This window comes from Aquimarina aquimarini, from assembly GCF_900299535.1.
GTDB lineage: Bacteria > Bacteroidota > Bacteroidia > Flavobacteriales > Flavobacteriaceae > Aquimarina > Aquimarina aquimarini.
Map to the genome: position 1 here is coordinate 15,838 of NZ_OMKE01000018.1, position 16,824 is coordinate 32,661.

Genomic DNA, 16,824 nt, shown 5'->3' on the forward strand with positions numbered 1-16,824 from the left:
AGAACTCAAAACACATAAAATCATGTCATCAAAACCAGCAGCCACTATAGGCAGTATGCATACTTGCCCTATGTGTAGTGGCAGTACACCACATATAGGAGGGCCCATCACTACAGGAGAGGCCAATATCATGCACAACAACAAACCAGCAGCTACTGCAGAGAGTCAATGTATCTGCGCCGTAGGAGGGCCAGATACGATAGTACAGGGGCATCCCGCAATATTCCATAACGGTAAGCCTGCCGCTATGGTAGGGCATATGACTGCTCACGGGGGTATAATCACTACAGGAGAGGCCAATATCACCCACGGATTTGTCAAAGAACCTATGGAACCCTATACCATGCCTACTGCCAAAATCCCATTCCCACAGATTGGTATTACCAACCGATTATTGGGTAATACCACAGAAGCACAAGCAAATCAAGAAGCATTACGAGAAGCTGAGCAAAAAGAAATTATAGTAACCAATCTGCAATGGAGAAAAGAAGGTAACCCTATCTCTGAAACCACAGTAGGTAAAGAAGTAACCATATACGCAGATGTACATGGTGCAGATGCTACCGAAGGGAGCTACATCCCCCTGATTATCTATGAAAAAGATGAACAAGGTATAGATGATAGCGTATCATCAGTAATAGGTGAAATCAAAAATAATAGAATCAATGTGCTATGGATAACCATATATATACAAGATAATGATGATACAGAAAGTGCCCAAGAGCTACAAGAGCAGGAATATACACTGCCAGAGTATGTAGTAAAATATGATAACCCCGATGGCGAAACTGTAGAAAGTGAGCTACTAACTATCAAAGATCAACTAGAACTAAAGGTAATGAATAGCGAGACAGAAGAACCCTTGGCAAATGCAAACTATACCATAGCTCTACCCGATGGAGATATGATCGAAGGACAACTTGATGCAGATGGCTATGCCATTGTAGAAGAATGTAGCGCCTCTAGAAACTATCCCATAGTATTTTCTGTAAATGGCACTGTAATTACAACAGCAAAATATTAGCACTATGACATTTACTACCAAAACATATACTGCAACAGACGATACATATGATTCTTTGGCAACTACAATCATAGAAGAAACCACAAGTATCAGTGAGGATGAGCACTCTCAATCCTTAGCAGATCAAGTAGCAGAGGGAATAAAAAAACAATTGAGATACAAAAAAGTAACCTCTGGGGATCGTATAAAACTAATATCCAATGCCGAGTTCTACCTAAACATGGTAAATACTGCTACCGCAAGCTATGTAAAAAGAGCAACCAGAAATGCTACAACAGTAAATAATCTAGCCACTACACCGCCACATCTATTTTTTGCCGTTGCAGAGTATAACGATTACAAGGATTATGCATGGAAACATAAAGAGTATCAAGACAATGAAGGTGTCGCATATTTTAGAACAGAAAACGGACATGTCATTCCTTTTGTTTCCAAAAAAAGAAATGAAACCATAGATGCATTTGTACAACGAAGAAATCAAATTTTTACGAATTGCCAAAGAGAAATAATATCAGGCAAATTGGGTACAGGTGTTAATGGTATTAATGGGGATAAAACTCAAGCAAAAAAAGCAAAAAAAGGATGTATCTATATTTTTGACGAAAACAATGAACTCAAACATACATTTGTCATAAAAGACTCAAAATATCAAGAAGTGCAATTATCGCAAACTGATTATAGCTATCGAAAAAAAATAGGAATCCCACAGGAGTGCGCCAAAATAAGCAATTTTTTTGCAGAAGATAACGAGACTTTAAAAAAATATCAGTTTGTATATTCACCCATAAAGCTATCAAAAAAAAGATTATTTGGTACAAATCACTCCTCTATACTACCAGAATTTGATACTACAGATAGTGCCAGACATGTAAACATATCCAAGTATGGATTATGCGGCCTTAATGATGATAATCGATCAGGATCAGAAATCCTCACAGATTATCAACATAGAAATAGAGAATTACCCCCCGCCATACATTATCACTTATCTAGTACTCTATATAAAAATATTGGGACAGGTGTAGTTATTCATTACCCCAACCCTTTAGAGGAGCTAAAACGTAGAGCAAAAGTATTTCAGAAACGTTTTAAAGATCGTGAAGCTTGGATACAGGATGAAAACAGGTCTGGGCAATATTTTTTGCATCAGGCCATTACCGCCATGATTGATAAAAATCCCACTATGAAAGCTCGGGTAAATGTGAAACGTATGGATAATTGGAAATATCTGTACGACAAAGAATATAAAAAAATAAACGACAAAATGCTATCAGGGATAATCAACCTGATCGAGTGGCTCAGAAGTCCAGAATTAATACAAACTGTATATAACTATGCCACCAGTACCGATAAGGTACATTTGGTAGAAGCTACAGAAGCCTATGGAGAAGCCTGCCGATTTATAGGATACACCATCTATGGCAAAGAGTTTCTAGAAGCAGAACTACAGGACACCAGTAGTTTTTTATGCCTTATCAATGGGTTAAATAGCAATGTACGATCTAGCGAAGATTTTTTGGCACAATATGGGGTATTGCTGCGTGATGATGTGATGAATCAAGATCGGTATACAGCAATAGGGATGACCACCCGTAAGGCAGAACAGGCATTGGTAAATATACTAGACACTTCTGCCCCAACCATTGGCAAAGTTTTTGGCAACAAGGCTGTAGCCAAAATAGCAAAGCGTTTGGGTAAAATTATTGCACAGTTCGACCTTACCTCAAAAAGAGTAAAACCAATTGATACAGCAGATACCATAGCCGAAATTATAGACAACGACCCGATAACCAAATTTCTAAACTCAAAAGGACTAAAAGGATTGATAGGTGTTTTTGAGATCTATAACCTTATTATTGCCATAAAAACCCTACAAGATGATCCCGAGCATAGTGCTAATAATATATTTGGATTAGTAGGTGCCTCTGCCGATCTGGTAGCAGAAAATTATGGCTGGCTATTACAAACCAGTCAGAAATATATAAAAAGTAACAATATCAATACCTTGCTAGCCAACAAAACAACAGTTATCGCACCTCTTATGGTAGTATCGGGTATTATTGATTGTATGATAGGAACCAATTCGGCTATAGATGCACACCGCAAGGGCGAGTTAAAACTACGTGATGCCTATGTGAGTTATGCATTGGGGGGAGCACTTGTTGCCTTTGGCGCAGCTACTATGGTAGCAGGAGGAAAAACCGCTGCCCTAAGTGTAGGAACCGCTAGTATACCCGCTACAGCCATGATTAGCTCAGGTATTGTGATTAGCCTTGTAGGGTTAACACTACAATACTGGTGGGATGATGAAAAAATAAAAAAATGGCTTAAACATTCTATTTTTGGGGATGATGCTGATATTTTTGATTTACCAATATTCGAAGGAATTAATAAGGCTTCTGCAAAAGAGGTTTCAGAAATACTTTTTTCTGAAAAGTTTAACCGTAATGAAAAGGCAGTTATTCTTACAGAAATCAAGACGATGAATGATATTATGTTTGAGTTTTTTGTAGCGGGCAAAATTCATCAAGAAGAGCATGGGGATACTCGCCGCATGGCATCAGGTTCTGATCCTCGACTGCCAGGTTTGTCTGATCAGGCAAAAACCCGTATACAGAGACATCGATTGCCCAATAAATATACCACAATAGCTGTAGATATAGAACCTGGATTGATGACCCCCAATGCCACCATTACTTTTTCTAATCTAAAAAAACACAGTATCAATCGTTTTGTAGAACGTTTTGATCCCTATCAAATCAATAACGAAGCAGAATATACAAAACAACTTCCAGATATCTCCTTATCAATGCAACATCCCGAGATGGATACTTCTATTGCTGGAAGAATCAATTATAAGCAAATGCAAGTAACCAAAGATGCCAGAGGTAGAGTGATTAATATCAATAAAATTTTTATCTTTAAAAACGAAGATATCGATAAACTCACGGGGGATATTACTATCGATTTTAAACGGAATTCTAAACAAATCATTACCAAATCTTTTAGTATAGAAATATAATGCAAAGTTATTTTGAAAAAGAAAATACCCCCCTACCAGGGCAAGGAGAAGAGTACTACCCTGCATATCGCCTGCTGTTTATTCCCTTTTTGATCGTAGGACTACATCATTTTGAAAATTTAGCCTATGCTTTTGCTACTGCATTAGACATAGAATCTGTTTTTATGCTACTTATCAGCGGTATTATCTGTCTACAGGTATACCTGCTTACACTGCATACTGCCCCCAAATGGCAGCTATGGCTATATCAATGCTGCTTGCTTCTGGTTGGGGTCAATATACTATTGGGATTTTTTAATAAATACTCTCAGCGTGATGGGGTCAGATTTACTGAACAAGACGAGATCAATATTCGTAAACAAGATATGCGTTATTTAGAAGGATTAAAGCTATTAGATACCTCAAAAGCATTTGTAGTTGGGAAATATAAAAAAAGAATACGCTCATTTGGAAGTGGAGGAATGGGAATCAAAAGCTTTCATCTGACCTATGAACAACAGGATATGATATATGAAAAAAAATTAGTCCCAAAGGATTTTAGAGCTTATTGGGCATTAGTTGATACCACAGGAAACAATACACCCAGAAAAGTTACTGGCGATTATTATGATTGGCAATATCCTGATTATTATATATATATATATATGCCAGATCTTTTTTGCAAAAATCCAGAATATCCAGCAGATACCGATGAAGAACTAGCCCCTTGTTTTACTAGTTATGGAGAAAAAGGAAGAAGTAGAAGAATAGCTGCCATTGGCAGGGTTTTTAAGGCATCTGGGGGCTGGCCAGTACTACAAGATCGATTATATAAATACTATAAAGCCATAGAAGAATACTTTTTCCCTACCTACGTACGTAGAGATTTGATGAACGATCCATATTTTTTGATAGAGCGAGGGCAGTATAAAGAAGCACGGGCAGGTTTATCAAAATTACCCCCAAATCGTCGTGCCTTTTGTGAAGAAAAACTAAACGCATTAGGCAAGTAGCCTACTAAAACTGTGGCAGTGATCAGGCAGGGCTAGAACAATATCATCATAGAGTCTATAAAGAAAACTCAATTTGAGTAAAATTATAGTACAGTAGTAAAACTTATTTAAACATAAAAAATGTTACAAAATATCAACATACAAAAACTGGTCGATGAGATCTCACAACCCAATGTGGTTTGTGAGATTGATAATGAAATCCCAAAAAATGCAGAGGACAGATACATACATATTATCTATACTTTGGTAAACATAGTAAGACCTTGCATGTATAAAAAACTATTTAACCCTTATATTCACATTAAAGATATCCACGGGAAATTACTTTTTAATGACAGATTACATATTGCTGATACAGCAATCAATGAAATAGCCATTAAAAATGCGGGGTATTTTGATGTCCATTTGGTCAGAAGAAAAGATTCTTTGATGGTACATTACTGCGTTGTTACTCCAGAGTTAATCGCACAGAATAGACCCTATGTAAATCGAATTAATTTCACTGATGGAGTCTTTAAAGAGGTAGCCTATAGAAAAGCGGCATCTATCATTATAAAAATGATAAAAGATAAAGAAAAAATGGATCATAATTCCTCAGAAAACTTCAGTATCACAGTACATAATTATGAGCCAGAAACTCAAAAATGGTGCATTGAGAATTTTATCACATAAGATTAATAGAAAATATAAGCATATGTAAAGTCTAACATTAAATCTTATTGGGGTTTTATCGTATGGTATATGGATCAAAACCGCCCCCTGCCTCCTGGAACTGCTTTTGATGCGTATAGAGAACAGGATTATGAAAGACGTAAAGCTTTAGGGTTCCCTAAACCGTTGTATTATAGTAACATTCCAACACCAGAAGCCACGCCAGAACAACAAGCAGAACGTGAACGTATTGGGGGGTGGTAAGAAAGGTAAAACCGCAAAATTCTAAATGTAAAATGTAAAAGTTAAAATGAATATTGAAGTTTCTGACTATTCAACCCGTTATCAGTTCTATAAAAAATGTCGGTTTGAGTAGTTTTTCTCTGTTTTATTATGAAAAACTACTCAAATTGACGAATTTGGGATTCAAATAATATCAAAACACTATTTATTACCACTACAAAAAAAAGAACACATGAATATGTATATATGTATAGCAGGGGTTTTATGCTTTATATTAGGGATCGTGCATTCGATTCTTGGAGAATTTTTGATTTTTAAAAACAAGCGAAACAAAGGGAGTTTGGTGCCAACGATATCTAGTGAGGGGCTAAAAGAAAGACATTTGCGAATCCTATGGGCAACATGGCACTTGGCTTCAGTTTTTGGAGGAGGAATAGGTGCGATTTTACTAAAAATATCGCAAGACAAAGAAGAGCTGTACACAGATACTACCCATTTTATAATTCAATCGATACTATATGCAATGTTCTTTTCCTCTTTTTTGGTACTTATAGGAACCAAAGCAAAACATCCTGGTTGGGTCGTTTTGTTGGCAATAGGTGTATTATTGGTTATAGGTGGCTAATGCCGTTACTAATTTATCAATGTAAAACCGAAAAGGAATATCGAATATCCAATACTGAATTTTGAATATCGAAGTTTCTCATTGCGCCATGATAGATTCCCGATCAAGTCGAGAATGAGCTGTTTACCAGTCGGGTGTTGTAGTTAGATTTTTGATTTCTATTTTTTTGAAGGATTGTGTATAAGGAATATTTTCCCAAGCGTACCAAATACCGTTGTTGGATACCTTTTGAGAGGATGGTACAATAGCATCATCATGCAGGGTGTATATGGATGTATAATACCTACCACAATCAGAGGCCATACCTCCAAAATTTACAGAAAAATATTCTAGCATTAAATCTCCGTTCTCTATAGTATAATATCCAACATCTCCTTTTAGCGTATTGTATGATTGGGCATTGATATCTTTTGATAGTATATGACTTATTAAAAACCGTCCGTTCTTGAAAAACCGAAAAAAAGTAACTAGATCATTTGCAGGGATACTATCACAGGTAGAAGATTTTGTGTACTCCTCATCAGTAGATACAGTACAGGATTGATATACACAGTTGGTCTTGATGAGGTCATCCTCTTTGAGTATATAAGGAGTCTTTCCTAATTTGAATCTATTTTTGGCAGGTCTTAGATTTCCATCTTTTGTAAAGACGTATTGTTTGGTAATAATATTACAAAACCCACACCCATGTACAATACTGGCTATAATAAGAAGGGTTATAATCGATATAAATCTTTTGTAATGCATGTGCTATAGTATTGTTACTCTTCTTCAATAGGTTTTAGGTTGTCGCCAGAGTTTCTGTCAATCAATTTGTTATAGGGATCGATCCCTGCTTTTATTGGTTTTTTGTCTGTAATAATAGTAAAGGTGTTTTCGCCAGGTTGCAACCATTTTCGTTCTAGATAATACGGGTTTTTTAGAGGTACCTCTTGTGCATCTGTAATATCCTTACCAAATAAGCCTATTTCTATATAATTGGTGGTATCGTCAGTACGTTCTTCTTTGCCTGTATCATCATAATATATTTTTTTGGAGTCTACGGTAAAAGTAGTTTCATAGCTGCCATTGTCTAATTCTTTGGTAGTAGCGGCGGTAACGCGATTCTCATAAAGAACGATTTTTTTAAAACCATCTTCTACTGCATATTTTAAAGAATCGGGAGCAACTTTGTAAATCGCATCGTATAGATTTTCTGAGGTAGGATAGACCCCCTTCTCATAGTTTTTGTATTCGTTTAGAAAACCTCTGAGCGCTTTATTGATTTTATCTTCGCCAATGATATCCTGTAATTCATACATAACCATAGATCCTTTGCGGTACCATATATGAGGGCCAACCTCTACATTGATCAAAGAACGCTCGGGTTTAAAACTAAAGGCTCTGCTACGCAGGTAATCATCTAGAGAGTATTTTAAAAAACTCTTGATGCCGTTTTCGCCATATTCATGCTTCATGGTCATCAGCGAGGAATATTCTGCCAATGTCTCAGAAATAATATTTGCCCCTGTAGTTTTACTAGGAGTAACAATATGTGCCCACCATTGGTGCGCAACCTCGTGAGCGGTTACCCTAAATGCATAATTAAAATCTGCGGCCTTATCAAAATTGGCAGCAAACCCAAAATTCTCTGAGTAGGGAATAGTAGTTACAAATGATTGAGCAAAAGTAGCATGCGCAGGAAACTCTACAATACGCAGTACAGAATTGGGGTACTCATAGAAATTCTTTGAGCAGTAATCCAGAGCAACTTGCGCCCCTTTGATAAAATGCTCAAGATTGCGTTTGTGTTTTGCAGAGTGGTAAATCTCTATAGTTACCTTTTTGCCACTAGGGGCAGTCCAACTCGACTTTTTTACATCATATCTGGCAGAGACTACATTAAAGAATAAGTCTGATTGCGACTCTAGTTTATAATGATAGTAGGCTCTGTCATTTTCTTGCCATTCTTTGATCAATTTACCAGGAGCAATAGCAGTCTGATCATTGGCAGTACTAAGCACAGCCTCAAAATTTATATAATTAGCATCCTCATTAAACAGGTTTTTTCTGAGTGCGGTAGAATCTGTTCTGGGAGGAAAGAGGTAATTCAGTTTTTCTAATCCATGTTTTACACGAACTCCATTATCAACCAGACTTCGCTCATAATAAAACCGAGGAAAAATATTATTGTTGAAAAAAGAACCGTTATGCAATACCTGAGTCTCCATACTATTGGCAAAACCTTTGGTTTCTGCCAGTACTTCTATCGTAAGATCAGCCTGCTCGTTGGGTTGCATAGCATCTGGTAGTTTGTAGAAATACATTCTGTATACAGAATCGGTAACTACGGGAGTAAGCACAGTCCCATTATAGCGTATGGCTTGCAAACTGATATGTTCACCTGGATATTGTACCTCTAGCAGTAAGGTATCAATAGCAGTATCGTAATTATTGATAATCTTAAAATCTCCCTTGGCTTTGATGGTACGTTCTTTTGGAAAAATATCAATATATGTTTTGAGATCAGTGACCTGCGGGTGTGGTTGCCCCATGTATTTTGCATACTTTTTTTCTGCCGCAGCGGCTATTTTTTCAGAATGACTTCCTCCTACAATAGTATTGATTACTTTAAGATTGTAATAACTATACCCCGCAACCGCTATAAAAGCGATACTAGTCAATACCAGTGGTAGGATTGTTTTTGTGGTTACTCGTTGTTTTACAATAGTAAATCGTTCTTTGGCAGTAGTAAAAAAACCTCTGATCCAGAAGAGTTTACCAATAAACATCAAAATAGCAGTACACAATATCCAATATAAGTTGAGCCAGCTAATCCCAGTAAGATAATGCCCAAAACCATTGAGATCACTTAAGAAAATAGGAGTAGTACCAGTAAACATATACATAGGATTACTGCTTTTGAAAGCAAAAGTAACCAGAAGCGGTACCCCAAAATAGATTAAAATAACTACAAAATGCCCCAGAAACTTATTGTTGACAAGTACATGAACAAAGAAGGACAATAAAATAGTCATAATAAAACCAGGAAATACCAATGCAAAATTATAGGTAAAATACATGCCCAAATCATACTCAAAATATCCATTGATACTTTGAAATAGAATACCGATCACAATATTTGATACAACCAATACCAGAGAGATACCAAGAAGGGCTATTATTTTTGAGAAATATAAGCTGGAATTGCTAATGGGTAAGGCATCATAAAAGACAAAGGTCTTATTCTTGCGGGTGCTATGCACGGCTTCTCCCGAGTATATCACTAATATGACAGTAGAGAAAAAAGAAATCACCCCATTGATATACATAACCACATAGCGAGTAAGTGGCAGGTTGGGCGTACCGTATGTCTCGTTGAGATTATAAATACTGAATATAGAAAAGAGCACTCCTATAATCAACATAATGATAAATACAGGACTTTTGAAAATAGAGAGAAACTCAATTTTGCTGAGTGATAATAGATTGTTCCATTCTGTTTTTTTAGAAAATACCTGTAAAACAGCAGTAACTTTTGAAGGGGTGTATTGTTCGGTAGGTATTGATGTTGTTTTTTTGCCAGATAGTAGAAATTTTTTATAATCAAATCTAAAGAAAGTGATTAGAAAGAAAATCAACCCTATTAATAACCAAAGTATCCTGTTTAATAAAAAACTGCCAGAGATAGGAAGTTGATTGCTATTAAGCTCATTGATAGACCAGTATTTTTTGACAAAAGAAAAAGCTCTGTTTCCAAAAGGGTCAAGATATGGGGTTAGCCATTGGTTATCCAGACTACTCATAAGATCACCAGAGATGCTATATAATAAAAACAGGCAAATTCCTCCTAGATAGATAATAGGCATTTTCTTGAAAAAAGCCATGAGACAAAAGAACAAAGCTCCTATAGTAAGGGCATTGATTTGTAATAAAAATATAAAAGGGAGTAGGTAAGAGGATAGATTAAAACTAGTATAGGTTCCATAATCTGCTCGATCTAAAAAGATACCAATTCCAAAACCAGTGATTGCCCCGATGACAATAAATATATTGAGTAGGGTAACAATAGTATAACTCCCCAAAAAACGACCCAAAACATATGATTTTTGAGTAATCGGAAATGTAAAATAGGTCTGTGCCGTTTTATGATCTTTATCTCTAAAAATAGGAACCCCCATAATGGCGGCATAAAAGAAAATACAAATGATAGATATTGGGCCAATGACTCCTATTATATTATTGGGGCTATTGATGAATTGTGCAGTAACTGATTTTTCAAAAACAGCCATTACCGCAGCAATCGCAAAGCCTAGGGTTACATAAATCCAGGTAGCAGGCCTTTTTAGCCGATAGCGTAGTTCAAATAAAAATATCTCTATCATATCGCTGCCTCCTCTTTTTTGTTGATACAGTAAAAGTAGAAATCTTCTAGGTCATTATGAATAAGTTCAAACCCTTCTCCTGGGTGAGCGTCACTATATACACTCACATAAAACTGACCTCCTCTCAGGTAATTTGATAGTACAGTATATTCATTCTCTAGAGCATCTAGTGCTGCAATATCAATTTGTTTTCTATATACCTTGCCATTTAGGGTGTCTGATAAAGTTTGCGGGTTGCCTTGTACCAGAATTTTACCTTCATTAAATACAGCCATGTTTTTGCATAAATTGGTCACATCATCTACAATATGAGTACTGAGGATTACAACTGCATTTTCTCCCAACTCACTGAGTAGGTTATGAAACCTATTGCGCTCTAGAGGGTCTAGACCAGCCGTGGGTTCATCTACAATAATCAGTTTTGGATTCCCTAATAATGCCTGTGCAATGCCAAAACGCTGTCGCATACCGCCAGAGAAATCCCCAAGGTTACGGTTTCTAAACTTATATAGATTTACCTTATTCAATAAATCTGCAACATAATTTTTGCGCTCCTTGCTATTGGTGATTCCTTTTACCTTGGCAATATGGGTAAGCATCATTTCTGCAGATACCTTTGGGTATACACCAAAATCCTGTGGTAGATATCCTAGTATCTTGCGTAATTCTTGAGGTTGTTTAAAAACATCAATACCATCAAAATCAATCGTTCCCGAATCTGCCAATTGTAAGGTAGCAATGGTTCTCATCAATGTAGATTTACCAGCACCATTTGGCCCCAAAAGCCCAAACATTCCTTTTTCTAAAGTCAAGGAAACATTATTTAGCGCTTGTGTTCCATTGGGGTATGTTTTGTTAAGATTTTGTATGGTAAGCATATTTTTTTAAAATTTACGGGTTTATACCATACTACAAATTAAAATTACTGTGATAAAACGTCTTTTTGTCTGTGTTACTTCAAAGGAAAAAATCATCGTTTTCTTTTACTGTATTTTTAAATCATAACAGGTATTAGATACTTCAATGTTAGTAAGATTTGTTAAGATTATGTTACATAATTTGAGTTTTTTTTAAATAAAATTACCTTTAGATGTGCAAGGATAACACGTCTGTGATAATAGATATATCAGTATCTTTGCAAGATCAAATTTATTGTTACCATGCAACAACTTCGTAGAAATAGAAGATTAAGAACCAATGATGCAATTCGTTCTTTGGTTAGAGAACATACGATAACTCCTCATGATTTTTTAGTGCCTTTATTTATCGTAGAAGGCAAAGGAATTAAAGAAGAAATAGCCTCGATGCCAGATTACTTTAGATATAGCTTAGACTTGCTAGGCAAAGAAGTCAAAGAATTATGGGAGATGGGATTAAAATCGGTATTACTTTTTGTAAAAGTTCCTGATGATCTCAAAGACAATAAAGGTACAGAAGCCGTAAATCCTGATGGATTAATGCAACGAGCTATCAAGACAGTAAAAGAAGCAGTGCCAGAAATGGTGGTAATGACAGATGTTGCCTTAGACCCGTATTCTGCATATGGACATGATGGTATTGTAGAAGAAGGATATATTATAAATGATGAAACCTGCAAGATACTTGCAGAAATGGCGTTATCTCATGCACAGGCAGGAGCGGATTTTGTAGCACCTAGTGATATGATGGATGGGCGAATTTTGAGTATTCGTGAACTTCTAGAAAAAGAAAACTTTAAGAATACGGGCATTATGAGTTACAGTGCCAAATACGCATCATCATTTTATGGCCCTTTTAGAGATGCACTGGATTCTGCACCAGGGTTTGGTGACAAAAAAACATACCAAATGGATTTTGCAAATCGCGATGAAGCGATCAAAGAAACCTTGATGGATATAGAAGAAGGGGCAGATATAGTGATGGTAAAACCAGGATTGTGCTATCTTGATCTGGTACGAGATGTAAAAGATGTAGTAGATGTACCAGTAGCAGTATACCAAGTAAGTGGTGAGTATGCAATGCTCAAAGCAGCAGCAGAAAAAGGATGGCTGGATCATGATGCAGTAATGCTAGAACAGATCATGGCATTCAAAAGAGCAGGGGCACAGATTATAGCAAGTTATTTTGCCAAAGATGTAGTGAAACTTTTAGGTTGATTTCTTTTTTGATTAAAGAATCGGTAAAAATAGCTATAACGATTGCTTGTAATCTAGTATAATACGTTTGCTCTGTCTAGGTTAAAATCAAAAAGGAAAACCAACATAAATCATACACACAATGGTAAGTAAAGACAGATTATATCAAACATTTGGAGAATTATTCTATGTACTGGCGATGCGGGATGGGGTTATTCAAAAAGAAGAGGTAGAAATACTAGAACAAATTCTAAAAGGACATCCTAGCGGTGCAGAAATTAAATGGTCTTTTGATTATGAAAGCAAGAATCAGAATGATATCGAAACTTTATATAAAAAAGTAATAGAAGTATTCTCTGATAATGGCCCTGATAAAGAATACGACTTTGTATTGTATGCATTGGCAAAAATTGCAGAAGCTAGTGAGGGGATGAGTGATAAGGAAGAAGAAATGGTGACTGGGTTTTCAAAAGAATTACTAGAACGATTTAAAAAAGATATAGAGAGAATAAAAGAAAAATATAGATAGCCATTGATGAAAAAAATCCACAAATTAAGCATATTATCTGGTGTGATAGCTTTGTTTTCTGCAAGCTGTAAATCTGATAAAAAAGAAGAATCGACGATTAGAATAGGTACAAAAAAAGAACAAGTTTCTCCTTATGATTTGGGTAAAAGCGTGTTTAATGGTAAAGGAAAATGTTATACCTGTCATAAGGTTGATAAAAAATCTATAGGCCCTTCTGTTGATCAGATAATGAAGGTGTATGCAAAGGAAAAAGGAGACTTAACAGCTTTTCTAAAACAAAAAGCAGACCCTATCGTAGATCCCGAAACATATGCTGTAATGAAAACCAACTTTGCGATCATTCAAACATTTACTGAAGAAGAACTTGAGGCGGTCAAAGTATATATGACAGAAGTAAACACAAACGAAACAAAATGATACATAAACTAATGGTATGCTTTCTTCTGGTTTCTGGTGTTGCTATGTCACAGCAATCTACTCCCAAAGATGCGTTTTTAGAAAAGTGGAAAAATTCTAAGGACTATCTCTTGAAAATAGCAGAACAGATGCCCGAGGATCGATATAACTATAAGCCTACAGAGCGCGAAATGAGCTTTAAAGAACAGCTATTTCATATAAGAGGAAATATGCTCTGGCTAGGAACTACCTATTTCTCTGAAGAAAAATTTGATAGAGAACAATCAAATAGTAATTTGCCTGAAACTAAAACAGAAATTATTGAACTGGTAAGTGCTGCCTTTGATACCGTATATACACAGATACAAAATACAAAAGATAACGACCTATCACTTGAAGTTGATTTTTTTGCAGGACCTAAATCAAAACTGCAAATCCTAAATCTCTTACAAGATCATGTTACCCATCATAGAGGACAACTTATTGTATACCTTAATCTAAATGATGTGAAGCCACCAGATTTTGTAGGGTGGTAATAATTTATACTAAGAACTCAAGGTGAGTTCTAATAATACATTTCAAAATCCGTACTTTAGTACCATATTTAAAAATAATATGACCCTATTAATTATTTACGCCGTACTGTCTATTTTCTTTTCTTTCTTGTGTTCTATACTAGAGGCAGTATTGCTGAGTGTGACACCAACTTTTATCAATGTAAAAAAGAAAGAAGGAAAATCCTATGCGACAACATTAGAGAATCTTAAAAAAGATGTAGATCAACCATTGATTGCTATTCTTACTCTTAATACCATTGCACATACAGTAGGTGCGATCTTGGTAGGAGTACAGGCAGAACAGTTGCCATATAAGGTTGAAATATTAGGAGTAAATATGGTAGGGATTGTCTCTACTATTATGACATTGTTGATTCTGGTATTATCAGAGATTATTCCTAAAACTATTGGAGCAACGTTCTGGAAACAATTGGCAAATTTTACCTCTAAGGCATTGATAATTTTGATTGCACCTCTAAAATATACTGGTATTCTATGGATATTACGTCTTACCACTAAGCTTATTGGTGGCAAAGGACATCATGGATCGGTATTAAGTAGAGAAGATTTTACTGCAATGACTGATATTGCACATGAAGAAGGTGTTTTTGAAGAATCTGAATCCAAGGTGATTAAAAACTTGCTGAATTTTAAAGCAATTTTAGCCAAAAATATAATGACTCCCAGAAGTGTTCTGAAAATCGCTCCTGAGGATCAAAATATAGCCGATTTTTTTGAAGCTAATAAAGCATTGAGATTTTCTAGAGTTCCTGTATATAAAGATAATCCAGATCATATTACTGGGTATGTACTCAAAGATGAAGTGTACAAAGAAATGGCAGAAGATCATCATGATAAAGTGCTAGGTGATCTAAGAAGACAATTATTTGTGGTAGATCGTAATGTTGCAGTACCTGATTTGTTTGAACAACTGGTAGAGCAACGTGAGCATATGGCATTGGTGGTAGATGAGTATGGATCAGTAAGTGGTTTGGTAACAATGGAGGATGTGATCGAAACTTTATTAGGATTAGAAATTGTTGACGAAAGTGATACAGATGCTAATATGCAAGATTTAGCCAGAAAAAACTGGGAAAATAGAGCCAGAAGATTAGGTATTCTAGATGACAAAAAAGAAGAATGATTGATGAGGTGCATATAGAAACCCCTTTGGGAATGGCTACTATCTCTGGTGATAAAGATGGTATCATTAGTGTTTCTGTCACCAAAGAATCTGCCCATTCCCCTTCTACAGATGTTCCATCTCATTTAGAAGGTGCTGTACTACAACTACAAGAGTACTTTGAAGGACAACGCACAGATTTTGATCTTAGCCTAAATCCTATAGGTACAGATTTTCAAAAAAAAGTATGGGGTGAATTACTCAAAATCCCTTTTGGCAAAACAGTATCTTATCTAGATATTGCCAAGAGATTGGGGGATCCAAAATCGATTCGAGCGGCTGCGAGTGCCAATGGTAAAAATCCGCTGTGGATTATTGTGCCTTGTCATAGAGTCATCGGTAGTGATGGGGCTCTTACTGGATATGCTGGTGGATTATGGAGAAAAAAATGGTTGTTGGATCATGAAAATCCTGTAAAACAACAATCATTATTCTAGTTTCTATCCAGTTTTGTTGTTTGTAAATTTATTGGTGATTTCTCAAAGTTAAAAAGATACAAGCTATAATGTGTTAAAAAACTAATTCCTCTAAAGAATGTCTAAACCCTAGAGGAATGGTTATATCTTATTTAACACTTAATGTGGTATGAAACAATACCTCATATGAATTGTTATAGTTGTGACTCTAAAACTTGAATTAATTTGGAAGTGCGTTGGTCTATCTGGTCTATATTTATATAGCTTGAGTGATCTATTGTTAACACCCCATCTGTAAAATCATACGTGCGGTCAGGATTTGAAATATCATTTTCATCCTTTATTTTTATTTTTGTGAGTGTTTCTTTGAGTGCTTCCTTACCCATGTCATCTACTGTAATGGCTGTAAATGCATTAATAATTGGAGCGAAATAGACTTTTGCAAATGTGTCTTCCCATAAATGAGAATACTTATTTGTAGTAAGGCTCTCCCAGTTTATATCGAACTCAACATCGTATCCAGCGATCGAATTTATTTTATTCCTTAATTGCTCATATGTACCTTCTTGAAATGTCTTTAAGGCTCTTTTTTCTGCTAATCCCATAATTAATCGAAATATTAGATTTTTTAAAAATTAATAATATCTCAAATTTATTTTATTTTCTATTACTGTTAGATACCGTTTTCAGTGATTTTACACCCCCAAA

Annotated in this window: 16 protein-coding genes; 12 read left to right on the top strand and 4 right to left on the bottom strand. The window is 35.7% G+C overall.

Going from position 1 to position 16,824, the window contains the following annotated elements; genetic code table 11:
• Positions 1 to 22: 22 nt before the first annotated feature.
• The 6 genes from DG508_RS09935 to DG508_RS09960 all read left to right on the top strand — a co-directional run bounded on the left by DG508_RS09935 (position 23) and on the right by DG508_RS09960 (position 6,557).
• On the top strand, positions 23 to 1,024 hold the full coding sequence (locus DG508_RS09935) for a PAAR domain-containing protein (protein WP_108867994.1): 1,002 nt from the start codon (positions 23 to 25) through the stop codon (positions 1,022 to 1,024).
• Between the two features lie 4 nt (positions 1,025 to 1,028).
• A complete protein-coding gene (locus tag DG508_RS09940; RefSeq protein WP_108867995.1) occupies positions 1,029 to 4,046 on the top strand; it encodes a hypothetical protein in 3,018 nt (1,005 codons plus the stop codon).
• Positions 4,046 to 5,038, top strand: a complete 993-nt coding sequence (locus DG508_RS09945; RefSeq protein WP_108867996.1) for a hypothetical protein — start codon at positions 4,046 to 4,048, stop codon at positions 5,036 to 5,038. Before DG508_RS09940 ends, DG508_RS09945 begins: the two co-directional genes overlap by 1 nt.
• A 120-nt stretch (positions 5,039 to 5,158) precedes the next feature.
• On the top strand, positions 5,159 to 5,710 hold the full coding sequence (locus DG508_RS09950) for a hypothetical protein (RefSeq protein WP_108867997.1): 552 nt from the start codon (positions 5,159 to 5,161) through the stop codon (positions 5,708 to 5,710).
• 69 nt (positions 5,711 to 5,779) lie between these two features.
• A complete protein-coding gene (locus DG508_RS09955) occupies positions 5,780 to 5,953 on the top strand; it encodes a hypothetical protein (RefSeq protein WP_199912774.1) in 174 nt (57 codons plus the stop codon).
• A 211-nt stretch (positions 5,954 to 6,164) separates the two neighbouring features.
• Entirely contained in the window at positions 6,165 to 6,557 is a 393-nt protein-coding gene (locus DG508_RS09960) for a hypothetical protein (protein WP_108867998.1), read from the top strand.
• A 123-nt stretch (positions 6,558 to 6,680) separates the two neighbouring features.
• On the opposite strand, the gene DG508_RS09965 is transcribed toward DG508_RS09960, so the two are convergent.
• Genes DG508_RS09965 through DG508_RS09975 form a run of 3 tightly spaced genes read right to left on the bottom strand, consistent with a single transcriptional unit; the run spans position 6,681 to position 11,799 of the window.
• A complete protein-coding gene (locus DG508_RS09965; protein WP_108867999.1) occupies positions 6,681 to 7,304 on the bottom strand; it encodes a hypothetical protein in 624 nt (207 codons plus the stop codon).
• Positions 7,305 to 7,318: 14 nt separating this feature from the next.
• On the bottom strand, positions 7,319 to 10,921 hold the full coding sequence (locus tag DG508_RS09970; protein ID WP_108868000.1) for an ABC transporter permease/M1 family aminopeptidase: 3,603 nt from the start codon (positions 10,919 to 10,921) through the stop codon (positions 7,319 to 7,321).
• On the bottom strand, positions 10,918 to 11,799 hold the full coding sequence (locus tag DG508_RS09975; RefSeq protein WP_108868001.1) for an ABC transporter ATP-binding protein: 882 nt from the start codon (positions 11,797 to 11,799) through the stop codon (positions 10,918 to 10,920). Before DG508_RS09975 ends, DG508_RS09970 begins: the two co-directional genes overlap by 4 nt.
• A 282-nt stretch (positions 11,800 to 12,081) precedes the next feature.
• Between DG508_RS09975 and hemB the strand changes: the two genes are divergently transcribed.
• The 6 genes from hemB (at position 12,082) to DG508_RS10005 (ending at position 16,137) form a co-directional block, all read left to right on the top strand.
• The gene (gene hemB, locus DG508_RS09980; protein ID WP_108868002.1) at positions 12,082 to 13,056 is read left to right on the top strand and encodes a porphobilinogen synthase; all 975 of its coding nucleotides are present in this window, start codon (positions 12,082 to 12,084) and stop codon (positions 13,054 to 13,056) included.
• 121 nt (positions 13,057 to 13,177) lie between these two features.
• A complete protein-coding gene (locus tag DG508_RS09985) occupies positions 13,178 to 13,564 on the top strand; it encodes a permease (RefSeq protein WP_103864901.1) in 387 nt (128 codons plus the stop codon).
• 6 nt (positions 13,565 to 13,570) lie between these two features.
• Positions 13,571 to 13,981 carry a c-type cytochrome gene (locus DG508_RS09990; RefSeq protein WP_108868004.1) on the top strand — a complete coding sequence of 137 codons (411 nt, stop codon included), beginning with the start codon at positions 13,571 to 13,573 and terminating at the stop codon, positions 13,979 to 13,981.
• Positions 13,978 to 14,496: a DinB family protein gene (locus DG508_RS09995; RefSeq protein ID WP_108868005.1), complete on the top strand. Its 519-nt coding sequence runs from the start codon at positions 13,978 to 13,980 to the stop codon at positions 14,494 to 14,496. Before DG508_RS09990 ends, DG508_RS09995 begins: the two co-directional genes overlap by 4 nt.
• Positions 14,497 to 14,575: 79 nt before the next feature.
• Positions 14,576 to 15,661, top strand: coding sequence for a CNNM domain-containing protein (locus DG508_RS10000; protein ID WP_108868039.1), 1,086 nt, complete (start codon positions 14,576 to 14,578; stop codon positions 15,659 to 15,661).
• Positions 15,658 to 16,137: a methylated-DNA--[protein]-cysteine S-methyltransferase gene (locus DG508_RS10005; protein ID WP_108868006.1), complete on the top strand. Its 480-nt coding sequence runs from the start codon at positions 15,658 to 15,660 to the stop codon at positions 16,135 to 16,137. Before DG508_RS10000 ends, DG508_RS10005 begins: the two co-directional genes overlap by 4 nt.
• Before the next feature lie 173 nt (positions 16,138 to 16,310).
• On the opposite strand, the gene DG508_RS10010 is transcribed toward DG508_RS10005, so the two are convergent.
• Positions 16,311 to 16,721: a hypothetical protein gene (locus tag DG508_RS10010; RefSeq protein ID WP_108868007.1), complete on the bottom strand. Its 411-nt coding sequence runs from the start codon at positions 16,719 to 16,721 to the stop codon at positions 16,311 to 16,313.
• Positions 16,722 to 16,824 lie beyond the last annotated feature (103 nt).